The organism is Halopenitus salinus, from assembly GCF_055397165.1.
Genome location: NZ_AP043853.1, coordinates 667957 through 690642 on the forward strand (window position 1 = coordinate 667957; position 22686 = coordinate 690642).

Here is a 22686-nt window from a genome sequence, read left to right on the forward strand (position 1 = left end):
TACCAGTACGAGTGAACTAACCGACCAGTCCGAGTAGCCCCAGAATCCATCGAGCAATTTCGGAGGTGGTGAAGAAGGCACCTTCCACACGAGAGAGTTCTCGTTTCGTCCAAAGAGCAGCAACCATCAGTAGAGAGACACCGGCCAACCACGCTAACGTCTCAAGCGCCAGGCCACTCACGACGAGCGGACGAACGATTGCCGCAACGCCCAGGATCCCCGTGATATTGTATATGTTGCTGCCGACGATGTTTCCGACCGAGACGCCGAGGCTCCCCCGTTGGATCGCCACGAGCGAGACGGCGAACTCCGGCGTCGACGTACCCGCTGCGACGATCGTCCCGCCGATGACCCACTCGGAGATCCCGACGCCGCGGGCCAACTCCGAAGCGGCGACCACCATGTAGTCGCCGCTCACCAGCACCAGCGCTAGGCCACCCAGGAGCAGGCCGAAATCACGCCCGCGGAAGGCCACACGTTCGGTCACTGAACTGGCCACCCCTCCGTTTCCGGGTGCCTGATCGGGGGATGTCGTCGAGTCCGACTGGTTGGCGCGGAGCAGATAGGCCGTATAGGCGACGAACGTACCCGCCAAGAGTACGCCTTCGAATCTCGTGATCCGGAGATCGAAAACCGCGATTCCACCGATGAGAGTGCTTGCCAGTAGAGCGATGCCGTCACGATGAACGAGCGATTCCGCGATCGGGATCACCTTCAACAGGGAGATCACGCCCAGAATAAACGCCAGATTGTAGATGTTCGATCCGAGGACGTTCGCGACCGCGAGATCACCAAACCCCTTGAGGGTAGCGTCCAACGAAACCGCCAGCTCAGGTGTTGACGTTCCCATCGCGACGATCGTCAGTCCGATCGTCAGGTCCGAGAGTCCGAACCGTCGAGCCAACCGAACGACCGCATCGACGAGGAGTCGCGCGCCGATCCACAGCCCCAGTATGGAGAGGAGAATCACGCCGATTTGAACGATCGAGTCACCTTGAACCATCGTACGAGCATACTGGGGTGGGTCAATCAAAGTTTGGCATCCAGCCCAGTGGCCGTACGGTATGTCATGGGATCGATCGGTTAAAACACCCATAGAGAGGGAGAAACCCGTATTTTGACCCCCTGACCATCTCAGAGCGGATCGACCGATACCCATCTCGCCCGATTGCGGTGCGACCGATCTCCGACGGGAGGACTCCCCACGGGAACGGGTGCGTGCGCCCGTCGTTTTATAATCGATCGTGAAAAAGAGGTCGTCGACATGGTAACGTCCGACGACGAAGAGCGATTGATCGGGGGGATACTCGGGACGGGTGTTGCTGCTCATCGTGCTCGGTACGACGTCGGCGTTCGTGGGACGGAACATCTTCGGACCGCTGCTCCCGTCGATCATCGAGGATCTCGCCATCACGTCCGCGGAGGCGGGGACCGCGCTGTCGGCGATGTGGGTCGCGATCGCGGTTACCCAGTACCCCGGAGGACGACTGGCCGATCAACTCTCCTACAAGACGGTTCTGATCGGTGCGATGACGCTTCTTACGGCCGGGTTCCTCACGCTCCTGGGGACGTCGACGTACGCCGGATTCGTGGTCGGGCTCGTGGTCATGGGACTCGGTGGCGGCCTGTTCTCGCCGTCCTCGTACGCCCAACTCGCCGCGCTCTTCGAGGAACGCCGCGGGCAGGCCTTCGGCGTCTACACCGCCTCGATCGACATCGGCAGCGCCCTCTCCGGGGCGATCGCCATCGGAGTACTCGCCGTGGCGACCTGGCGGGTTGCCTTCCTGCCGGTCGCCGCGGCGCTCGTCTGTGTCATCGGGGGGATGCATTTCCTTCACCGTGGCCGGTACGAACTCGACGTCTCCGAGGTCACCTTCGAGGTTCGGGGGACGGTCCGTCGGATCCTCGGCGAGCCCCGGATCCGGTGGATCATCGTGGCCTACATCCTGATGGGCCTCGTCTTCCAGGGGGTGCTCGGGTTCCTGCCGGCGTTCCTCCAGTTCGCCAAGGGGTTCTCATCGACGCTCGCCAACAACTTCTTCGTCGCGTTCTTCGTCGTCGGTGCTGCGGTCCGGATCGTCGCCGGAAACCTGGGTGACCGATTTCGCCATCTCACCGTCGCGGCTGGAGCGGCCGCCAGCGGGGCGGTCGGCCTGTCCGTTCTCTACGTTGCCGAATCGACGCCGCTCGTCGCCCTCGGCGCCGCCCTGCTCGCCGCCGGCATCACCGGCTACCCGCCGGTGCTGAACGCCTATTTGATGGACAACTTCCCGGACACGAGCATGGGCGGGGACTACGGCGCGGCGCGGAGCATCCTCATCCTGTTCGGGTCCGCGGGTCCGGTCTACATCGGGTACCTCGCGGAGGGATACGGGTACAACCTGGCCTTCCTGGCGCTTTTCCCCTTCTTCCTCGCGGGAGGGCTCGTCGTACTCTGGATCCGGAGCCGGAACGGACGCCGGTAGGCGGATCACGGCGGAACGAACCGGACGTCCGGTCTGGGCTCGCCATCGTCGCGGCGAGCGACAGCGACGATTTCGGACTCCATAAGCCCCTCCGCGTCCGAGCGTGGGCATGCTCACGTTCATCGGCCTCGGGCTCCACGACGAGCGATCGATCACCGTCGAGGGGCGCGAGGCGCTCCGCGCGTCCGACCGCGCGTTCGCGGAGTTCTACACGAGTCGGCTCGTCGGCGCCGACGTCGCGGACCTCGAGGCGTACCACGAGGTCGAGATCGAGGTCCGCGACCGGGCGGGCGTGGAGCAGGATCCCGACCCGATCCTGAACGCCGCCGAGACCTCGGACGTCGCCTTCCTCACCGCCGGCGACACGATGGTCTCGACCACCCACACGGATCTGCGACTCCGCGCCGAGGAGCGCGGCATCGAGACGCGGGTGATCCACGGCGTCACCGCCCAGTCGGCCGCCTCCGGCGTGACCGGCCTGCAGAACTACCGGTTCGGGAAGGCCGTCACGCTCCCGTTCCCCTACGCCCACGGCGGCGACTCGGTTCCGGAGAGCGTGATCGAGACGATCGAAGCCAACCGCGAACGGGGACTCCACACCATCGTCTATCTGGACATCAAGGTCGGAATGGGCCCGCGCGGGCCGGATCCGGACCACGAGGAGTACATGTCGGCCGACCACGCCGCGGACCTGCTCGCGACCGAGTGGGCGGACGTCCTCGCGGTCGCGGTCGCCCGGGCCGGCAGCCCCGACTCGATCGTCGCCGCCGACCGACTGTCGGCGCTCGCCGAGCGGAACTTCGGCGATCCGCTCCACCTGCTCGTGATCCCCGGCGACCTCCACCACGTCGAGGCCGACGCGCTCGCCGGGCTGGCGGACGCGCCCGCGGAGTTGCTGCCGGAACACTGAGACCACAGAAGCAGCGAGCGGTCGATGGAGCGCGGATCCGTGGAACTGCCGGTTCCGTGGGAACGGCGTGGATCCTCGACGGGGCCCCTCGGCGCGGACGGGAAGCGATTAGTCGCCCCGTCCGGAAGGGCCGGTATGGAGACGACCAACGCCTTCGAGGGACTGACGTGTCGCGGCTGCGGAAGCGACCACGCGCTCGCGGCGTCGGCACGCTGTTCGAACTGCGGCGGACCGCTCGATCCGAGCTACGACCTCGACGCGATCGATCCGGACGCGATCCGTGAGGCCGCGTCGAACGACGCCGATCCGTCGCGTCCACACGATCCGCCGACCGACTCGCGAAAGCCGGGACTGTGGCGATTCGACGCGGTCTTGCCGTTTCCCGCCGAGTCGGCCGTCTCGGCTCGTGAGGGATCGACCCCGCTCGTCGCCGCTGAGCGTCTCGCCGACGAGCTCGACGTCGACGAGGTGTACCTCAAGGACGAGGGGCGAAACCCGACCGGGACGGTCCTCGATCGCGGCCTGTCGGTCGCGATGTCGGCGGTGGCGGGACTCGGGGAGGGGACCGCCGGGACGGACGGGTCCGGTTCGAGCCCGGTCGTCGAACCGCTCGTGTGTGCCTCACCCGGAAACGCCGGTCAGTCGATGGCCGCGTACGCGGGCCGAACGGGGCTTCGATCGTACACGTTCGTTCCCTCGCGGTGCGCCTTCTCGAACAAGGCGATGACGAACGTTCACGGCGGCGAGATGCGCGTCGTGGGCGGGCGCCACCCGGACGCCGTCGCGGCCGTCGACGAACAGCTCGCGACCGACTACACCGACCTCTCGGAGTTCTCCACGCCGTTTCGACACGAGGGCGCGAAGACGGTCTCATACGAGCTCGCCGCCGATCTCGGGTGGGACGCGCCCGACGTGGTCGTGGTCCCGACGGCGAGCGGCGAGGTCCTCGCCGGGATCGCGAAGGGCTTCCGCGAGCTGGAATCCCTCGGGGTTATCGACGAGCGACCCCGGCTGGTCGCGGCTCAGGCCGAGGGGTGTGCTCCGATCGCGGCCGCGATCGAGCGAGGAATCGACGCCCCGGAGCCCTGGGGGACGCCCGATACGATCTGCGGCGAGCTGGAGATCGCGGACCCCGAAGGGGGCGAGTGGGCCGTGGAGGCGGTGCGCGAAAGCGGGGGACGGGGCGTGACCGCGAGCGACGACGAGATTCTCGAGAGCGCGGTGGCGGTCGCCCAACACGAGGTGCTGGAGATGGGAGCTGCCGGCGGTGCGGCCCCGGCCGGCGCGTGGGCGCTCGCCGAGGATGGGTGGTTCGACGGCGACGAGACGGTCGTCCTACTCAACACAGAAAGCGGGGTCAAGACGCCCGACGTGTTGCGAAGCCACCTGATGGGCAAGGGGATCTGAGCGCGGGTTCGACCGCAATATTCGGCCGCGGGTTCGATCCGGGATCCCGTCCGAGTGGCCGGCACGAAAGCGCGAATCCCCGGCACGAAAGGTTTACGCGGAGCAGTTTCCTACCGGACCTCAATGAGTCGCGGCCCCGAGTTGATCATCACCGAAAAGGAGAACGCCGCCAGGCGGATCGCGGACATCCTGAGCGGGGAGTCCGCGGAGTCCGAGCGGATGAACGGCGTCAACGTCTACAAGTGGGGCGGAAAGCGGTGTATCGGCCTGTCGGGCCACGTCGTCGAGGTCGACTTTCCGCCGGAGTACGACGACTGGCGCGACGTCGAGCCGGTCGAACTCATCGACGCGCCGGTGAGCAAGGACCCGACGCGGGAGAACATCGTCGCGGCCCTCCGCCGGCTCGCGAGGAACGCCTCGCGGGTCACCATCGCGACCGACTACGACCGGGAGGGCGAGCTGATCGGCAAGGAGGCCTACGAGCTGGTCCGCGAGGTGAACGAGGACGTCCCGGTCGACCGCGTCCGGTTCTCGTCGATCACCGAAAACGAGGTGAAGAACGCCTTCGCCGAGCCCGACGAGATCGACTTCGACCTGGCGGCCGCGGGCGAGGCCCGCCAGGTGATCGACCTGATGTGGGGGGCGGCGCTCACGCGGTTCCTCTCGCTTTCGGCCGGCCAGCTCGGCGACGACTTCATCTCGGTGGGACGGGTGCAGGGCCCGACGCTCAAACTCATCGTCGATCGCGAACGAGAGATCCGGGCGTTCGACCCCGAGTCCTACTGGGAGCTGTTCGCGGACCTCGAGAAGGAGGACGCGGACGCCTTCGAGGCCCAGTACTTCCTGCTCGACGCCGACGGAAACGAGGCCGAGCGCGTCTGGGACGGCGACGTCGCCGAGACGCTCTCCGAGGCCCTTCAGGCCGCCGGCGGGGCGACCGTCGACGACGTCCGCCGTCGAACCCGAAGCGACGAGCCGCCAGCGCCGTTCAACACGACCCAGTTCATCCGCGCGGCCGGGTCGCTCGGCTACTCCGCCCAGCGCGCGATGTCGATCGCCGAGGACCTCTACACCGCCGGCTACATCACCTATCCGCGGACCGACAACACGGTGTACCCGGAGGACCTCGACCCCCGTGAGCTGCTCGAGGCGTTCCTCGAGAGCGGGTTCTCCGAGGAGGCGTCCTCGCTGCTCGAACGGGAGACGATCGAGGCGACTGAGGGCGACGAGGAGACCACGGACCACCCGCCCATCCACCCGACCGGCGAGCTGCCCTCGCGGTCGGACCTCTCGGACGACGAGTGGGAGGTCTACGAGCTCGTCGTGCGGCGCTTCTTCGCGACGTGCGCACCGGCGGCGACCTGGGAGCACCTCCGGGTCCTCGCGCTCGCGAACGGCGAGGCGACGACGATCGCCTCCCGGGCCGACGCTCGGGCCGCGCTCCGCGACCCCGAGGCGGCCGTGGACGGCGCGGAGCCGACGCTCGCGGCCGACGGCGGCCTCCGGCTGAAGGCGAACGGCAAGCGGCTCCTCGAGGCCGGCTACCACGAGGTCTACCCCTACGGCTCCGCGAGCGAGACGATCGTCCCCGACGTCGAGGAGGGCGAGACGCTCGCGCTCTCCGAACGTCGCGTCGAGGCCAAGGAGACGCAGCCGCCGCGGCGGTACGGCCAGTCCCGGCTGATCGAGGAGATGGAGTCGCGCGGGCTGGGGACGAAGGCGACGCGACACAACGCCCTCGAGAAGCTCTACGACCGCGACTACATCGAGAACGACCCGCCGCGGCCGACGCGGCTCGCGGAGGCGGTCGTCGAGGCCGCAGAGGAGTTCGCCGACCGGATCGTCTCCGAGGAGATGACCGCACAGCTCGAACGGGACATGCAGTCCATCGCGGCCGGCGAGGCGGATTACGACGAGGTCACCGCCGAATCGCGGGAGCTGCTGGAGGCGGTCTTCGAGGAACTGGCCGACTCCCGCGAGGATATCGGCGATCACCTACGGAAGTCGCTGAAGGCCGACCGGACGATCGGCCCCTGTCCCGAGTGCGGCTCGGATCTCCTCGTCCGGAAGTCGCGGTACGGCTCCCACTTCGTCGGCTGTGACGGCTATCCCGACTGCGAGTACACGTTGCCGCTTCCCTCGACCGGCAAGCCGATCGTCCTCGAGGAGACCTGCGAGGACCACGGCCTCCACCACGTCAAGATGCTCGCGGGACGCAAGACGTTCGTTCACGGCTGTCCGCAGTGTAAGGCCGACGAGGCCGACGCCACCGAGGACACGATCATCGGCGAGTGTCCCGCGTGTGGCGACGACCACGGCGGCGAGCTCGCGATCAAACACCTGCGGTCGGGATCGCGGCTCGTCGGCTGTACGCGCTATCCCGACTGCGACTACTCGCTACCGCTGCCCCGCCGCGGCGAGATCGAGGTGACGGAGGAGACCTGCGAGGAACACGACCTGCCGCACCTCCGGGTCCACTCCGGTGACGAGCCCTGGGAGCTCGGCTGTCCCATCTGCAACTACCGCGAGTACGAGGCCCGACAGAACGGCTCGGAACTCGAGACGCTCGAGGGGATCGGCGAACGCACTGCGGAGAAGCTCGCCGACGCCGGCGTCGACGGCGTCACCGACCTCAAGGAGGCCGACCCGGACGACCTGGCCGACCGGGTCGAGGGTGTCGGGCCGGATACGGTCCGTGATTGGCAGGCGAACGCGGATTGATCGACGTCCATCGACGGATGGATCCACGTCCATCGACTGACTGATCGACGTCCATCGATACACTTCGGAGGCGGGCGCGCGTTCGACCGGCCACGGCTACGGCCCGGATCCCGATCCCCGTGTTTCCGACTTGGATCCGGAGAATCGAATGACTGCGGTGCGGTAAATCCGAATTAAACCCGTTAAATTCGTCTGAAGTACCGTTCGAATATATCCACTCGGCGTCCCTAGTGGAGGACGCCATGAACCGAGACGACCTGTCCTTCGATCGATCGAACGACGACGAATCGCCCATCCATCTGAACCGACGACGCGTGCTCACGCTCGGGGCGGGAGTGGGAACGACACTTCTCGCCGGTTGTTCGGGCGTACCGAGCGGTCCCGGATCCGACGGATCGGAGCCGTCCGGATCGAACTTCCGACTGTTGGTGAGCGACATGCCCGCCGACATCGGTGATTTCGATCGCCTCGACGTCACCTTCGACAGCGCTCGGGTGTTCGAGGGCGAAGGCGAGGAATCCGAGGAGGAGGCCGACTCGACCGACTCGGAAAACGGGTCGGACACGGAGAATCGGACGGGCACGGACGACGGTGCCGACGACGGGACGGACGAACCCGATGAAACGGACGAATCAGACGAAACGGACGAATCAGACGGGGGGCCCGATTCGGGATCCGACGCTCGGGTCGAACGGCGCGAGGGGTTCTCCGTCATCGATCTCGACGGCGCGACCGTCGATCTGACGCAAGTGATCGAGAACGACGCGATGCCGGTCTTCGAGGGTGAACTGTCGGAGGGGAGCTACCGAAAGATCGAGCTCCACGCCTCCGATATCGAGGGGATCGTCGACGGCGATCAGGTGGAGGTGATGATTCCAAGCGGGAAGTTGCAGATCACGAAGCCGTTCGAGGTCCGGTCGGGAGAGACGACGAGCTTCGTCTTCGACATCAACGTGGTCAAACGTGGGAATCAGGCGAGCTACAACCTCCAACCCGTGATATCGGAGAGCGGGGTCGCGGGAACCGACGTCGACGTCGATGAGGTCGAACCCGAGCAGTCGAGGGACGAAGGCGATGAGGATGCCGACACGGATGAGGGGGGCTCCGACGACGATGAAACGTCTACGGGAGACGATGAACCGTCCTCGGGAACCGAGCGCGCTGACGACGAGACGACCGAGTCGACTCCCTCGTCCTGACCTCCCGACGCTGGCGTCCGTTTTCGCCTTCGCGACGTTCGCCTCGGATCCGGTGGCGATTCGGGCGTCCCGCACGATCCATCGCTTGCTTTTTACACCCTGCCGGTGTGGCTCCGTGTAATGACGAACCCGTGGGAGGAGTGGGATCACCTCCTCAAAGTCGATCCCGACAAGGAGCTGTACGGGAACGAGACGTTCGAGGACGTCGTTCGGACCGGGACCGACGCGATCGAGATCGGCGGCACGCTCGGCGTGACCGAGGAGAAGATGCAACGCGTGATCGAGGCGTGTGCCGCACACGACGTCCCGATCTACCAGGAGCCGTCGAACCCCTCCGTCGTCATCGACTCGCCGGAGCTCGACGGCTACCTCATCCCGACGGTGTTCAACGCCGAAGATCCCTTCTGGATCGTCGGCGCCCACAAGGAGTGGGTCCGCATCGAGGACGGTCTCGACTGGGACCGAACCCACACCGAGGCCTACATCGTGTTGAACCCGGAGGCCTCCGTCGCGGAGTACACGAACGCCGACTGCGACCAGTCGCCAGAGGACGTCGCGGCCTACGCGAGCGTCGCCGAACGTCTGTTCGGACAGGACGTCGTCTACGTCGAGTACTCGGGGACCTTCGGCGACCCCGAGACGGTCGCGGCCGCCGGGGACGCCCTCGAGGAGGCCACGCTGTTTTACGGCGGCGGGATACACGACTACGAAACCGCCCGGGAGATGGGAACCCACGCCGACGTCGTCGTCGTCGGGGACCTCCTCCACGACGAGGGCTGTGCGGCCGTCCGCGAGACCGTTGAGGGCGCGAAGGACGCGAACTGACGGATCTGTATCCGGTCCCTCACGTAGAGTCGGATCCGATCCCGCACGTATTTCCGCCACCCCGACCAACACGTCGATGATGCTCAGCGACGTCATGGAGGACTACCTCAAGGCCATCTACGTCCTCCAGACGCGGGACGGTCCGCCGGTGTCGACCTCCGACATCGCCGAGGAGGTCGAAAAGACGTCGCCGACGGTCACGGACATGCTCTCCAAGCTGGCCGACCGCGGGCTCGTCGACCGCGAGCCGTACACGGGCGTCGAGTTGACTCCCGAGGGCGAGGCGGTCGCCCTCGAGGTCATCCGCCACCACCGGCTGCTCGAGGCCTACCTGGCCGAACACCTCGATTACGACTGGAGCGAGGTCCACGACGAGGCGGACCGCCTCGAACACCACATCTCCGAGGAGTTCGAGCGGCGCGTCGCCGCCGCGCTCGACGATCCGGAGGTCGACCCCCACGGCGACCCGATCCCCGGCGCGGACCTCGAGCCGGTCGACGACGACTCCGTCGGGCTCGCGAAGTGTTCACCCGGCGATCGCGTGACGGTCACGCGCGTCTCCGACCGCGACGACGAGGAACTGGCCTACCTCGACGAGGCCGGAGTGACCCCCGGAACGGAGATGGAGATCACCGACGTGGCCCCCTTCGGGATGATCACCGTCCGGACGCCGGCGGGCGAACAGAGCCTCCCCGAGGCGGTCGCGAACTCGATCCGCGTTCGCCCGGCGTGAGGCCACCTCCCCGGGCGTCCTCCTTCACCGACCGCTGCGAGTTCGATCGATCATCGTCTCCAGCCTCGCGATCACGTCCGCCGCGTCGTCGAGCGCGGCAGTTCCAGCGGTTCCGGCTGTTTCCGTGGTTCCGTCCGTTCCCCCGGTTTCGGCAGCCGCCTCGGTCGTGGGGGCTTCCACTCCCTCGACCGCCGATCGGCCGACAACGAGGCGTTTCGTTTCGGGCACCGACTCGACGACGGAGCGGTTTCCCGTCGCCGGAAGCCCGACGACGACGAGCGCGTCGGCCTCGGCAGCGCGATCGCGTGCGGCGCCGGCGGCCTCGTCGTTGATCTCCGAAAACGCGGGCACGAGGATCGGGTCGGCTCCGACCTCGCGGGCGGCCTCGGCGGCCGCGTCGCCCGCGGGGACGACCCCGACGCTCGCCTCGAATCCCTCCCGTGCGATCGCGCGCACGACCGTCGCGGCCCTGGATCCGGTCCCGACGACGTGGACGTGCGGGGGTGTCTCGTCCTCCCGAGGTTCTCCGTCGTCCGGGAGCGCGGTGACGAGCGGCGCCGCCGTCCCCGGTCGATCGGTGACGAGCGTTCGGGCGTCGAAGGCGTCCCGTAGCGTCGAGGCAGTGAGCACCTGCCGGGGCGGTCCGGCGGCACGAATCGATCCGTCGGAGAGCAGCGCGAGCTCGTCGCAGTAGCGCGCGGCGAGGTTGAGGTCGTGGATCGCGGCCACGACCGTCTTGCCGTCCGCGACCAGCTCGCGGACCAGTTCGAGGGTCCGAACCGCGTGGTTGATGTCGAGGCTCCCGGTTGGCTCGTCGAGGAGGAGGACGGACGTCTCCTGGGCGAGCGCGCGGGCGAGCAGCACGCGCTGGCGCTCGCCTCCCGAAACCGACTCGATCGATCGTTCTCGAAATCGAGAGACGTCGGTTCGATCCATCGCCCGCTCGATCGCCTCGCGATCGTCGGAACCGATCGAATCGAACCGCGAGAGGTGGGGCGTCCGACCCATCTCGACCACCTGCTCGACGCCGAAGGAGAAGGGGAGCGAGGTCTCCTGGGGCACCGATGCGACCCGCCGGCCGATCGCGCTCGCGGAGAGCGTGGCAACGTCGTCGCCGCCGAGCGTCACCGTTCCGCGGTCCGGCGCCAGCGTCCCGCGAAGCGTCCGCAAGAGCGTGGTCTTTCCGGCCCCGTTCGGGCCGACGAGCCCGAGGAACGTCCCGCGGTCCACCGAGAGGGACACCCCCGAAAGCACCGTGAGATCGCCGAACGAGACGGTCAGATCGCGAACGCGGATCGCCGGAGGCGAGTCCTCGACGGCGTCGTCGACGTCGGAGTCCACGTTTCGTGATTCGCCCGCGGCGTCGCCCGACTCGCCCGTGGTCTCCTCGGGCCCGCTCACAGATCGTGCACCTCCCGGCGCCGAAGCAGAAACAGGAAGAACGGCGCGCCGACGGCCGCGGTGACCACTCCGACCGGCAGCTCCGCGCTGGCGAGTCGGGCGGCCGTATCGGCGATCACCAGGAACGACGCGCCGGCGAGCGCCGCAGTGGGAAGCAGGATCCGGTGGTCCGGTCCGACGACGAGGCGAAGCATGTGGGGGACGATCAGGCCGACGAAGCCGATCACGCCGGTGACCGCCACGCCCGCGGCGGTGATGAGCGAGGAGACGCCGAGCAGGACGCGCTTCGTCCGCTCGACCTCGATCCCGAGCCCCCGCGCTTCCTCCTCGCCGAGAAGCAGGACGTTCAGATCGCGCGCGTAGGCCAAAAGCACCGCGAACAGGACGGGAACGACGAGAAGCGTCACGTGTACCTCCGCCCAGTTCGCGCCCGCGAGGTGGCCCATCAGCCAGCCGACGACCTCGCGCAGGCTCTCTTCGGCCCGCAACTGGAGGTAGGAGATGACGGCGCCGAGAAACGTCTGGACGGCCACGCCGGCCAAAAGCAGGGTCGAAACCGGCGTCCGTCCGTTCCTCGTTGCGATCGCGTACACGCCGAAGGCAGCGACGAGGGCGCCGAGAAAGGCCATCCCCTGAAGGCCGAGCCATCGGAGCCACGTCGGAAACGCGAGCGGCGCCACGATGAACGCGACCGCGCCGACCGCGGCGCCCGAGGAGACGCCGATGATCGATGGATCGGCCATGGGGTTCCGGAAGAACCCCTGCATCACGGTGCCGGCGGCCGCGAGCGCGAACCCGACGATCGCCGCGAGCAGGATCCGCGGCAGCCGGATCGCGACGACGATCTGTCGGTGGAGGTCCGAGACCGGATAGGAGAAGGGCGAGACGTACCGCAGCTCGACGGCCGGGACGAAGAGCGGGCCGGGCATCGACCGCAGTCCGAACTCCGCGCCGACCGGAACGACGAGCGCGTCCAAAAGCACCTTCGCGACCGCCGTCGGGGGGACCCGAACCGGGCCGAGCGCCGCGCTCGCGGCCACGACGGCCGCCAGGAGCGTCGTCAGGCCCAGACACCACGTCGCGGTTCGGGTCCGTCGCACGGTGTCACAAACCGGCTTGCAGTAGCTAAATATTTATTGGACTGACGGTGAGGAAGGGATGATGCGAACACGAACCGCGGTGACCGTGGTCCTCGTCGCGACGTTGCTCCTCCCCGCGGCGGCCGCGCCGGTCGCCGCCGCGGAGTCAGGAGCGAGCGATTGTGCGTTCCCGGTCGAACTCACCGACGCCTCGGGCGAGACGCTTCGCCTCGAGGAGCGCCCAGAGCGCGTGACGACGACGAATCCCTCGGCCGCCCAGACCATGTGGGAGATCGGCGGGCGCTCGCAGGTCGTCGGCGTGACGCGGTACGCCTCCTACCTCGAGGGTGCGGACGAGCGGACCCCCGTCTCCTCGGAGTTCGGGGTGAGCATCGAGGAGGTCGCCGGCACCGAGCCCGACCTCGTGTTGGTCCCGAACTCGACCGACACGGAACAGCTGGCGGGGATGCGCGATGCCGGCCTCCCCGTCTTCCACCTCCCGCGTGCACACTCGATCGAGGACGTCGCGGCGAAGACGACGACGATCGGCAGGCTCACCGGCAACTGCGAGGGGGCCGCCGAGACGAACGCCTGGATGAACGAGAGCGTGGAGACGGCCCGGGTCTCGGTCGACGACGACGACGAGCGACCCACCATCCTCTATCCGCTCGGCAGCGGCTACGTCGCCGCCGGCGACACCTTCATCGACGAGATGCTGACCACGGCCGGCGCCAGAAACGTCGCGGCCGAGAACCACACAGGCTACCCCCAGTTGAGCGCGGAGGTCGTCTTAGAGATGGACCCGGAGTACATCCTCATCACGGACCGGGACTCGGATATTCACGCCGAGGAACCCTACGCGAGCACCACCGCGGGTCGCGAGAACAACACGATCTACGTCCCCGTCCAGTGGGTCAACCAGCCCGCGCCGCGAAGCGTGGTCTACACGGTGGAGAACGTCTCCGAGCAGCTGCGAGCGGATTCGGCTCCGAGTTCGGGGTCGACCGTCGAGGCGACTCCGGACGGAACGACCTCGGATACGGCAACCGAGGGAGGAACCTCGGCGCCGGCAACCGAGGAGGGGACCTCGGATCCGACCACGGACGACACACCCGGGTTCGGGATCGCCATCGCGGCGGTCGCGATCGTCGCGACGGCGCTGTTCTCGCGGCGGCTCGATCGGTGACGGCTACCGAGTGAGATCGAGGTACGCAGCCCCGATCCCGAAGCTACTGAGAACCAGTCCGACGACCGCACCGAGGATCGGGACGGCACCGACGATCGCGGACACGCCCATCGCGACGAGCAATGCGGGACCCCACTCGTCGGTGACGGCCCTGCCGGCGGCGAGATATCCGAGCTCGCTCGCGACGATCGTAGCCAGGATCAACGGGATCGCGAGAACGATCCCGAAGACGGTGATGAACAACACGACCATGCCGATCACCAGCACAATGCCGATCCCGAGCCCGTAGAGGACGGTTTCTCCCGGATCGTCGAGGATCCGTCCCGTGGTTCGATCGACGTAGTCGGGCGCGAACGCGAGCAGTCCGCCGCCGATGACCACGGTGAGGAGCACGGATCCGAGGACGCTCCCGATGAGCGACACGTTCGCTCCCGGTTGTGGCGCTCCCGGCTGTGTCACCTGGGCGAGTTCGGGGACGAGGACGGTCGAAAGTGACGGTTCGAACGCGAGGGTCGCAGCGAGCGGAGGGTTCATGCACGACGGTATCCCGCGACCGTTTAAGGTTTTTGGAAGGGTCAAACTCCTGTCGTCGTCTCGCGAGCGATCGTTCCGTGAATGGATCCGCGATCGTTGACCGTTCGAACGACGTCTTCGATCGAACGGCTCCGATCGAAGGCCGGAGATCACGAGTAGGGCGAGTGACGGGTCGTCACTCCCACGGAATCCGGTCGTGGAACCGTCTCACGTCAGAGAGCGAGGAGAGCGCCGTCACCGCCTCGCACCACCTTGCGGACAACTTTTAATTGCGATCACGCGAGTCTGTCGCACGGGGGACAAGTATGAACGAGCGAACGGCCAAGATCGTCAGGATCGTGGGACTCATCGTGTTCATCGCCACCGTGACCGGGGCGTTTCCGCTGGGGTTGATCGGGATCCTCATCGGGGTCTACCTGATCGCCTTCGATCGGATCAACCCGTATCTCTCCCGGATCGCTGATGCGGTACGCTGAGCGACGTCGATACTCCCTACGCTGAACGGCGGGCAGGGCGCCGACCGGGAGCCGGTGCAATGGGGGGCCGGTGCAATTGGGCGGCGGCGTGATCGGCGACCGCCGCGCCGGTCCCGCGAGCACGTCCCACGACGTCTCGAGAGCGACGTCGGGGGCGCTCCCGCCAGTCGAAACGACCTTACGGCCCGGGGACGGCGGATCGGTATGGTCGAGAACGTCATCTATCCCGCCTATCTCGACGCCGATCTGTCTCGGTCAGCGGGTCGGCGCGTCGCGGGCGATCAGGCGCTTCCGGATCCGACCGTCGACGAGATCGCCGAGGCGGTCCAGCAGGTCGGCTACGACGCCGTGATCGAACGGGACGCGAGCTACTCCCGCGAACACGAAGCACGTGGGCGCGTCCTCGTGCGAGGCACGGAGGACACGACGAAGAACGACCTCGTGCAGGCCGTCGCTGCCTACGTCGGCCTCCTCAGGGACGACTCGTGAAACGCGTCGGCGACGTCGTGCGAACGGCACAGGGGCTCGCGATCGCTCGCGGATCGACGGGCGAGGATCCGCCCGGGATCGGCGAGACGGTCGTGGACGAGTCGCTCTCGACCGTGGGCCGCGTGGTCGACGTGTTCGGCCCGGTCGACCGCCCCTACGTCGCGGTGACGCCGAACGACGGGGTCACGCTGGCCGACCTCCTCGGGGGCAAGCTCTACGCGCGATGATCCCCCGCGAGTACCGCGGCGTCGCGTTCGCCGCCGCCCTCTTCTTGATCGTCCAGCTCGGGGCGCTCGCGCTCGTCCCGGAGTTCGTCGAGAGCGGCTACCAGCCGGTCGAGGACCCCCAGGACCCGACGAACAGCCTCGCGTACTTCGCCGCCATCCTGGTCGCGACCGGGTTCATGCTCGCCGCGTTCCGCTACGATCTGGACCGAGCGGTCCGGTACGTGATCGTCGGGACGGCCGGGCTGTTGGCGTGGTACGTCTTCTCCGCGCTCTTCGATCCGGTCCTCGCCGTCGTTCCCTCCGCGGCCGTGTCGATCGCGCTCCTCGTGTACCCGGAGTGGTACGTGATCGACGCCGCGGGCGTGCTGATGGGGGCCGGCGCGGCCGGCCTGTTCGGCATCTCCTTCGGGATCCTCCCGGCGCTCGTGTTGTTGGGCTTCCTCGCGGTCTACGATGCGATCTCCGTCTACGGGACCGAGCACATGCTCTCGCTCGCCGAGGGAGTCATGGACCTTCGGATCCCGGTCGTTCTCGTGATCCCGCTCTCGCTCTCCTACTCGTTCCTCGCGGAGGCGGACGAGGACGGTGACGGGAGTGAGGACGGCGACGGAAGTGAGGACGGAGTCGACAACGGGGACGAAAGCGGTGCCGCCGACGTCGACGGCTCGAACGACGTCGACGGAAGCGCCGCGGACGAAGGCGACGGAGACCACGAAAACGACGACGAGCGCGATGCGTTCTTCATCGGCCTCGGCGACGCCGTCATTCCGACCGTGCTGGTCGCGAGCGCGGCGACCTTCTCGCCGGCGCCCGATCTCGGGGTTCCGATCGTCGGGCTCAACCTCCCGGCGCTCCTCGCGATGGTCGGGATCTTCGCCGGGCTGTTCGTGTTGCTCCGATGGGTGATGCGCGGGCGCGCACACGCCGGCCTGCCGCTTTTGAACGGCGGCGCGATCGGCGGGTACGTCCTCGGCTCGCTCGTCGCCGGCGTTCCGATCCTCGAGGCGCTCGGCATCTCGGGATTCCTCTGAGTAGGATCCCCGTGACCGCGGATCCCTCCGACCGTGAACTCCTCCTCCCGTGAAGCCGTTTTGATGGCTCGACCGCCCATCACTCCTGGGACTCGAGCCAGACGACGAACCGATCGAACCCGACGAAGACGACGAGGAAGGCGATCACGAACGCGATCCACTCGAAGATCGCGAACCGGCCGGCGAAGGCCAGGACGGTGGTGACGTACGCGATGGTCGCGGCGATGAACCCCGACACGTAGAGTCTGGTTCGGTCGTCCATGCGGGCACATCGACGGTGGTGCCCATAGTGATGGTGGTCGCGGCGTTGCGATTCGATCGCTCGAGCTACTCGACGGCGGCGTCGAGTCCACAAAGGAGGGCCGTCGCGCTCGATCGGTTGGTCGCGAGCGGGACGTCTCGAACGTCACAGATCCGGAGCAGCGCCGTGATGTCCGGCTCGTGGGGCTGTGCGGTCATCGGATCGCGAAAGAAGAAGACGGCGTCGCAGGCGTCGTTGGCGACCGCCGAACCGATCATCAGATCGCCCCCGAGCGGCCCGGACTCGAGCGGCGTCACTTCGAGATCCGTCTCGTCGTTCAGGCGGCCGCCCGTTGTTCCTGTCGCGATGAGGTCGTGTTCGGCGAGGATCTCCTCGTGTTCGTTCGCGAACGCGATCATCTCGGGCTTCTCGTCGTCGTGTGCGATGAGTGCGATCCGCATCCCGCCTCGACGGTTCTCGCGGAGCGACATCGAGGTTTCGGCTCGAGTGCCGTTCGAAACCGCCGGAGCCGTCACTCCCGATCGGTCTCCGCCTCGGTACCGGTCTCCGTCTCGGTACCGGTCTCCGTCTCGTCCCCAGTCTCCGTCTCGGTACCGGTCTCCGTCTCGTCCCCAGTCTCCGTCTCGGTACCGGTCTCCGTCTCGTCCCCAGTCTCCGCCTCGTCACCGGTCTCCGCCGGCGCCGTCTCGCTGTCGGACACGCTCGTTGCCATCCCGCCGTCGGCGTCCTCGATGGCCACGCCGCGATCGGAACCGTCGCCGTTCTCGCCGAACTCGAAGCCCCGATCGTCGGGCGGCGATCCGGACGAGTCCGTCCGATCCGCGGCCGCCGAGGCGGCGACTTCCTTCGCGGCGGCGGACGCCGAGGTGGTCGCCTCCTCACGGCTCGCGAGACCGCGGCGCTGCAGTTCTTCGACCCGCGGGACGTCGGTGACGTTCGCGAAAAGCACCGTCGCCGTGATCGAGTCGGCACGTGAAAGCGGCTCGTCCCCGGCGAGCACCTCGACCGTCCCGGTCTCGTCCTCGAGGAGGTACCGTCCGGTCTCGAAGCCCTTCCGGGAGATCTTCGCCGGCGGCCCCGAGAGGATGAGCAAGACGCGATCGCTGGAGGAGACGTCACACGGCATCGTCAGCTTGGACTCGAGGGCGCGGCGCACGAGCCGCTTGATCGTCGCGGCGTCGGTCGTCGTGTCGGGGTCGTCCTCGCGGAGGCCCAAAAGCGCCAGCAGCCGCCCGATGAGCCCGTTCGGGCCGGAATCGATCTCGATGGTGGCGTGCCCGATTGCGGCGAGGCCGCCGACGCCGAGCGTCCGGCTGACGTCCGTCGGATCGATCCGCATCTCGGAGGGATTGTCGGGCTCCAGCTCGCCGGCCGCGAACAGCGCGAGGATCCGGGTCGCGATCTCGTCGTTGATCGCCGCGTAGCGGTCGTCGATCCGCGCCTCGCCCGCCCGCCAGGACTCGTTGTCAACCGGGATCACGGCGTCGGCGAGCGGCACGATCGTCCGTACTCCGCGGGCAGCGGTCAGAGCGCGCTCGTCCGATTCCGTCTCGGCAGGCAGAACGCCGAGGACGTAGACCGGCTCCTCGTAGCTCGACTGAAGCTCCTCTAAGAGGACGCTCCCAACGCCGCTTCCGGTGCCGCCGCCCAGCCCGGCGACCACCAGCGTCGCGTCGACCTCCGTCTCGTCGACCATGTCGAGCGCGCGACGGATCTCCGGGAGGTCGTCGCGCGCGACCGCGGCGCCGACGTCCGGATCGCCGCCGACGCCCGGTCGCTCGCTATCGACGACGGACGCGGAATCGTCGGCGTCCGCGTCCGCAGGGGGGCCCGCGTGATCGCCGTCGGCATCGCTATCGGCGTCCCCGTTCGGGTGGTGCTCCGTGACTTCGGGATGGGTGTCGCCGATCAGCACCCGACGGTCCTCCGGTATGGTCGTCGTCTCCTCGAACGCGACCGTCGAGGTGTCGAACGCGAGGACGTTTCCCTCGGTGAACTCGCGGCCCGTCTCGGCTTCGGCCTCGACGAGCCGGTCGACGATCCGGGTCCCGGCGTTGCCGACGCCGAGAAGCGAGAGCTTCATTCGTTCGCCCCCGACGTCCCCCCTCCCCCGAGCGGCACGCTAGACGATCGGGTCCAGGTCATTGTCGTCGTCGGTGATCAGCGACTCGATCTCCTCCTCGCGGACCGCGTCGAGCTCGCGGATCTTGTTCTGTGCGTCGACGGCCTGGTTCTGTATCTCGTCGATCCGCGGCGTCTCGGTCACGTTCGAGAGCAGCACCACCGCCGCGAGCGTCGAGGAGTTCCGCCGGGGGTCGTCGCCCGCGAGCACGTCGACCGTGTCCGCCTCGTTCTCGAGCCACTCGCGGGCGGCCTCGACGCCCTTTCGCGAGATGGCCGCCGGCGGACCGGCGAAGACGATCAGCGCGCGGTCGGCGCTCGAGACCTCACAGGGGACGGTGAGCCGGGAGTTGACCGCCCGGCGGACGAGCCCCTTGATCTTGGCCGCGTCCGTCGAGTCCTCCTGGAGGTCCTCGCCCTCGTTGAACCGCGAGAGCAGCCCCTCCGACTGCGTGGCCAGCTCCGTGGACGCGTAGCCGATGGAGGAGACGCCGCCGATCTCGAGGGTCCGCATGATGTCGCTCGAGTCCATCGCGTTCTCGCCGACGTCGGAGTCGTCGACCTCGCCGGCCGCGAGCAGGGTGACGATCCTGGTGGCCAGCTCCTCGTTCATCTCCTCGTAGCCCTGTTCGATCGTCTGACCGCGCGAGCGCCAGGCGTCGTTGTCGAAGGCGATGAAGTTGTCCACCTTGGTGACGAACGACTGGAGCGACCGGGCGGCGTTGAGCGCCGGTCGGCCGCCCTCGTACTTGCCGGGGAGCACGCCGAGCCCGTAGACCGGCTCGTCGTACATCTTTTGAAGCTCGTCGATGACGACCGGGGCGGCCCCGCTGCCGGTGCCGCCGCCGAGCCCCGCGGCCACGAGGATCGCGTCGACCTCGTGGATCTCGACGTCGTCGAACACCCGACGTATCTCGTCGATGTCGGTCTTTGCGACCTCGGCGCCGACCTCCGCGTCGCCGCCGACGCCGTGGCCGCGCGCCTTCCGATGGGTGTCGCCGATCAGGACGCGGCGGTCCTCGGGCACGTGTTGGGGCTTCGCCAGGTCGGTCCGGGCCGTGTTGATCACGAGCGCGTGTCGACAGAGGTTTCGGCCGGTGTCGCGCTCGAACTCGATCATCCGGTCGATGAGCTTGCTGCCGGCGTTTCCGACGCCGATCGTCGCGAGCTTCATCGCCGGATCCCCCGGATCGTCCGGTTGGAGGGCCGGTCTCGTCGGTCGGGGCGGTCGACTCGCTCGTGGGTCGCTCGAAGCATCGTTGGTTGAACCCTGTATGTCGACGCATATTAACCTGTGTCAGACGTCCTGGTGACCCGAGTCGAGCGTGATCGGATGCTCACGCCGTCGCGATCCCACCAAACGGCGATGCGGTGGTTATCCGACCAAACGGTGAAGCGGTGGTTGTCTGACGTAGGTTTAAGACACAACCCGACCTGGATCGGTTATGCCGCGGACGAACCGGTCAGTCTCCGAACGCGTCATCCGACGAGTGGCTGAGACGACCGACAGGGACGTTCTGGATCTCCCGGTACTGTACGACGCCGTCGATCCGGACGCGCTGAACGCGGTCGTCGAGTCGATGTCGGACGGCGAGGTCGCCTTCCAGTACGCGGGACACGAGGTCACCGTCGACGGCGACGGGAGGATCGAACTCGAGGACGGATCGATCGAGAACCCCGTCGTCGGACCTCCCTGAACGTCCGATTCGAAACGGCGCCGATCGGATCGACGAGCGGCTCGACCGGATCGTCGGGTTCCTTGCGACCTGCCTGCCGTGATCGTCACGGCGGCGTCGAGACCTCGACGACCTGCTTGCCGACGTTGTCGCCGGCGAAGAGTCCGAGGAAGGCGTCCGGCGCGTTCTCGAGCCCCTCGACGATCGTCTCGCGATGGACGATGTCGCCGTCGTCGACCCACCGTGCGAGCCGGTCGTTGGCCTCGTCGTGTCGCGTCGCGAAGTCGCGAACCAAAAGTCCCTCGACCCTGGCGCGGGTGGCGATGAGCGACGGGAGCTTTCGCGGACCGGTCGGGACCTCCTCGTCGTTGTAGTGGGCGATCTGGCCGCACACGGCGACGCGTGCGTCGCGGTTGAGCTTCGTGAACACCGCGTCCGTGATCGGACCGCCGACGTTGTCGAAGTAGACGTCGACGCCGCCGGGCGCCGCCTCCTCGAGCGCCGCGGCGTAGTCCTCCCTGGCCCGGTAGTCGATCGCGGCGTCGAAGCCGAGGTCCTCGGTCAGCCACGCGGTCTTCTCTCGGGACCCGGCGAACCCGACGACGCGACACCCGTTCAGCTTCGCGATCTGGCCGACGGTCGATCCGACCGCGCCGGCGGCGCCCGAGACGACGACCGTGTCGCCGGGCTTCGGCTCCCCGACCTCGAGCAGGCCGAAATAGGCCGTCCGTCCCGGCATTCCAAGCGTTCCGAGATACGCCGGGAGGTCGGCGATGTCGGGATCGACGGCCGTGACGTCCGCGGCGTCGAGAACGGTGTAGTCGGCCCAGGTTCCCCTCCCGGAGACCAGGTCGCCGACGTCGTATCGGTCGCTCTCGCTCGCGGCGACCTCGCCGACCACGCCGCCGCGCAGCGGGTCGCCGACCGCCCACGGGTCCGCGTAGGACTCGCTGTCCCGCATCCGCCCGCGCATGTACGGATCGACGGAGAGGTATCGCACGCGGATCAGGACCTCACCTCGCTCGGGCACCGGGACGTCGCGTTCGTGCAGTTCGAAACAGTCCAGCTCCGGTTCGCCGTGGGGTCGCTTCGCGAGACGCCACTCGCGGGACGTGTCGGCCATGGCTGGCCTTTCCCGCCGCCGCCCAATAGCCTTTGGACCGATCGACGTTGATTCGATCGAGAGGTCGGCGTTTTCGGCGCCTCTCGTCGCCGTCCTATTCGATCTGGAGCTTCTGGAGCGACTCGCGGATGTGGTAGCGCGCCTCCGGATCCTTCGTGTTCTCGAGGGCTTTCAACAGGTGCGTTTCCAGACTCTCTCGGTCCGCAACAGGGGTGCTCATGGACGGAGAAGGGACGTCTCCACGGATAGGTATGTCCCGACTTCGAATCCGGTAGGAGCGACCTACGGCGACTTCTACCGGTCCGGGACGCCAACGCCGAACGGCGCACCTTTTTACGCGAGGACGACGGAGTCGGGGACATGTCCGACGACTACAGCATGGTCCAGGTTCACGACGTGGAACCGACTCCCTCGGCGAGCTCGGGGACGGACCACGTCGATCTCGTCTCGGAGCTCGGCTGTACGGAGATGCGACCGAAGGTGTGGTACCTCTCGCCGGGCGACGCGATGAGCTACCACCGCCAGACCGAACAGGAGGAGCTGTACTACGTCCTCGAGGGGCCCGGTCGGATGAAGATCGAGGGCGATCTGATCGACGTGCCGGAGGGCTCCGCGGTCCGCATCCCGCCCGAGACGAACCGACAGGTGCTCAACGACACCGAGGGCGAACACGTCTGGCTCATCGTCGGCGCGCCGCCGGCGACCGACGACGGGCGTCCCGCGGACGAGGACGCGTAGGCGATCGATCGTCTTAGACGAGACCGTCGGCGCGCCGCCGGCGACCGACGACGATGGGGGGACTTATTAGGTGTGCGCGCGAG

Annotated in this window: 24 protein-coding genes; 14 read left to right on the plus strand and 10 right to left on the minus strand. The window is 67.7% G+C overall.

Features of this window, described 5'->3' with window-relative positions:
• Positions 1 to 16: 16 nt before the first annotated feature.
• A complete protein-coding gene (locus ACZ5YD_RS05150; RefSeq protein WP_379744801.1) occupies positions 17 to 1003 on the minus strand; it encodes a calcium/sodium antiporter in 987 nt (328 codons plus the stop codon).
• A gap of 313 nt (positions 1004 to 1316) precedes the next feature.
• On the opposite strand from ACZ5YD_RS05150, the gene ACZ5YD_RS05155 reads away from it, so the two are divergent.
• The 7 genes from ACZ5YD_RS05155 (at position 1317) to ACZ5YD_RS05185 (ending at position 10260) form a co-directional block, all read left to right on the plus strand.
• Positions 1317 to 2465 carry an MFS transporter gene (locus ACZ5YD_RS05155; RefSeq protein WP_379744798.1) on the plus strand — a complete coding sequence of 383 codons (1149 nt, stop codon included), beginning with the start codon at positions 1317 to 1319 and terminating at the stop codon, positions 2463 to 2465.
• A 109-nt stretch (positions 2466 to 2574) separates the two neighbouring features.
• A complete protein-coding gene (dph5, locus tag ACZ5YD_RS05160; protein WP_379744795.1) occupies positions 2575 to 3375 on the plus strand; it encodes a diphthine synthase in 801 nt (266 codons plus the stop codon).
• A 135-nt stretch (positions 3376 to 3510) separates the two neighbouring features.
• Complete coding sequence (locus tag ACZ5YD_RS05165; protein WP_379744792.1) at positions 3511 to 4782, plus strand: threonine synthase; 1272 nt, start codon at positions 3511 to 3513, stop codon at positions 4780 to 4782.
• Between the two features lie 123 nt (positions 4783 to 4905).
• Complete coding sequence (locus ACZ5YD_RS05170; protein WP_379744789.1) at positions 4906 to 7503, plus strand: DNA topoisomerase I; 2598 nt, start codon at positions 4906 to 4908, stop codon at positions 7501 to 7503.
• A gap of 242 nt (positions 7504 to 7745) precedes the next feature.
• Entirely contained in the window at positions 7746 to 8702 is a 957-nt protein-coding gene (locus ACZ5YD_RS05175) for a DUF4382 domain-containing protein (RefSeq protein WP_379744786.1), read from the plus strand.
• Positions 8703 to 8822: 120 nt separating this feature from the next.
• Positions 8823 to 9527, plus strand: a complete 705-nt coding sequence (locus ACZ5YD_RS05180) for a phosphoglycerol geranylgeranyltransferase (RefSeq protein ID WP_379744783.1) — start codon at positions 8823 to 8825, stop codon at positions 9525 to 9527.
• Between the two features lie 79 nt (positions 9528 to 9606).
• The gene (locus ACZ5YD_RS05185; RefSeq protein ID WP_379744780.1) at positions 9607 to 10260 is read left to right on the plus strand and encodes a metal-dependent transcriptional regulator; all 654 of its coding nucleotides are present in this window, start codon (positions 9607 to 9609) and stop codon (positions 10258 to 10260) included.
• Positions 10261 to 10284: 24 nt separating this feature from the next.
• Here the strand turns inward: ACZ5YD_RS05185 and ACZ5YD_RS05190 are convergent, their stop codons facing one another.
• Together ACZ5YD_RS05190 and btuC are read right to left on the minus strand one after the other, a co-directional pair.
• Positions 10285 to 11601, minus strand: coding sequence for a heme ABC transporter ATP-binding protein (locus ACZ5YD_RS05190; RefSeq protein ID WP_379745600.1), 1317 nt, complete (start codon positions 11599 to 11601; stop codon positions 10285 to 10287).
• A 56-nt stretch (positions 11602 to 11657) separates the two neighbouring features.
• Positions 11658 to 12761 carry a vitamin B12 ABC transporter permease BtuC gene (btuC, locus tag ACZ5YD_RS05195; RefSeq protein WP_379744777.1) on the minus strand — a complete coding sequence of 368 codons (1104 nt, stop codon included), beginning with the start codon at positions 12759 to 12761 and terminating at the stop codon, positions 11658 to 11660.
• Between the two features lie 61 nt (positions 12762 to 12822).
• Between btuC and ACZ5YD_RS05200 the strand changes: the two genes are divergently transcribed.
• Positions 12823 to 13926: a PGF-CTERM-anchored ABC transporter substrate-binding protein gene (locus tag ACZ5YD_RS05200; protein ID WP_379744774.1), complete on the plus strand. Its 1104-nt coding sequence runs from the start codon at positions 12823 to 12825 to the stop codon at positions 13924 to 13926.
• Positions 13927 to 13929: 3 nt separating this feature from the next.
• On the opposite strand, the gene ACZ5YD_RS05205 is transcribed toward ACZ5YD_RS05200, so the two are convergent.
• Entirely contained in the window at positions 13930 to 14460 is a 531-nt protein-coding gene (locus tag ACZ5YD_RS05205) for a DUF8173 domain-containing protein (protein WP_379744771.1), read from the minus strand.
• Between the two features lie 305 nt (positions 14461 to 14765).
• Between ACZ5YD_RS05205 and ACZ5YD_RS05210 the strand changes: the two genes are divergently transcribed.
• From ACZ5YD_RS05210 to ACZ5YD_RS05225, 4 genes are all read left to right on the plus strand, one after another.
• Positions 14766 to 14936, plus strand: coding sequence for a hypothetical protein (locus ACZ5YD_RS05210; RefSeq protein ID WP_379744768.1), 171 nt, complete (start codon positions 14766 to 14768; stop codon positions 14934 to 14936).
• Positions 14937 to 15140: 204 nt separating this feature from the next.
• On the plus strand, positions 15141 to 15425 hold the full coding sequence (gene srp19, locus ACZ5YD_RS05215) for a signal recognition particle subunit SRP19 (protein WP_379744766.1): 285 nt from the start codon (positions 15141 to 15143) through the stop codon (positions 15423 to 15425).
• Positions 15422 to 15652, plus strand: coding sequence for an H/ACA ribonucleoprotein complex subunit GAR1 (locus ACZ5YD_RS05220; RefSeq protein ID WP_379744763.1), 231 nt, complete (start codon positions 15422 to 15424; stop codon positions 15650 to 15652). Before srp19 ends, ACZ5YD_RS05220 begins: the two co-directional genes overlap by 4 nt.
• Positions 15649 to 16683 (plus strand): presenilin family intramembrane aspartyl protease PSH, encoded by a 1035-nt coding sequence (locus ACZ5YD_RS05225; RefSeq protein WP_379744760.1) that lies wholly within the window; start codon positions 15649 to 15651, stop codon positions 16681 to 16683. The genes ACZ5YD_RS05220 and ACZ5YD_RS05225 overlap by 4 nt, the downstream gene beginning before the upstream one ends.
• 79 nt (positions 16684 to 16762) lie before the next feature.
• On the opposite strand, the gene ACZ5YD_RS05230 is transcribed toward ACZ5YD_RS05225, so the two are convergent.
• The 4 genes from ACZ5YD_RS05230 to ACZ5YD_RS05245 form a co-directional block, all read right to left on the minus strand.
• Positions 16763 to 16945, minus strand: a complete 183-nt coding sequence (locus tag ACZ5YD_RS05230; RefSeq protein WP_379744757.1) for a hypothetical protein — start codon at positions 16943 to 16945, stop codon at positions 16763 to 16765.
• A 65-nt stretch (positions 16946 to 17010) separates the two neighbouring features.
• Complete coding sequence (locus ACZ5YD_RS05235) at positions 17011 to 17415, minus strand: methylglyoxal synthase (protein ID WP_379801134.1); 405 nt, start codon at positions 17413 to 17415, stop codon at positions 17011 to 17013.
• A gap of 41 nt (positions 17416 to 17456) precedes the next feature.
• Positions 17457 to 19028 carry a tubulin/FtsZ family protein gene (locus tag ACZ5YD_RS05240; RefSeq protein ID WP_379801136.1) on the minus strand — a complete coding sequence of 524 codons (1572 nt, stop codon included), beginning with the start codon at positions 19026 to 19028 and terminating at the stop codon, positions 17457 to 17459.
• A gap of 39 nt (positions 19029 to 19067) precedes the next feature.
• Positions 19068 to 20240 (minus strand): tubulin/FtsZ family protein, encoded by a 1173-nt coding sequence (locus ACZ5YD_RS05245; RefSeq protein WP_379744748.1) that lies wholly within the window; start codon positions 20238 to 20240, stop codon positions 19068 to 19070.
• Between the two features lie 271 nt (positions 20241 to 20511).
• Here ACZ5YD_RS05245 and ACZ5YD_RS05250 point away from each other — a divergent pair, with 271 nt between their 5' ends.
• A complete protein-coding gene (locus ACZ5YD_RS05250; RefSeq protein ID WP_379744745.1) occupies positions 20512 to 20763 on the plus strand; it encodes a HalOD1 output domain-containing protein in 252 nt (83 codons plus the stop codon).
• An 85-nt stretch (positions 20764 to 20848) separates the two neighbouring features.
• On the opposite strand, the gene ACZ5YD_RS05255 is transcribed toward ACZ5YD_RS05250, so the two are convergent.
• Positions 20849 to 21865 (minus strand): NADP-dependent oxidoreductase, encoded by a 1017-nt coding sequence (locus ACZ5YD_RS05255; RefSeq protein WP_379744742.1) that lies wholly within the window; start codon positions 21863 to 21865, stop codon positions 20849 to 20851.
• 94 nt (positions 21866 to 21959) lie between these two features.
• Positions 21960 to 22085 (minus strand): hypothetical protein, encoded by a 126-nt coding sequence (locus ACZ5YD_RS05260; RefSeq protein WP_379744739.1) that lies wholly within the window; start codon positions 22083 to 22085, stop codon positions 21960 to 21962.
• A gap of 140 nt (positions 22086 to 22225) precedes the next feature.
• Between ACZ5YD_RS05260 and ACZ5YD_RS05265 the strand changes: the two genes are divergently transcribed.
• Positions 22226 to 22603, plus strand: a complete 378-nt coding sequence (locus ACZ5YD_RS05265) for a cupin domain-containing protein (protein WP_379744736.1) — start codon at positions 22226 to 22228, stop codon at positions 22601 to 22603.
• Positions 22604 to 22686 lie beyond the last annotated feature (83 nt).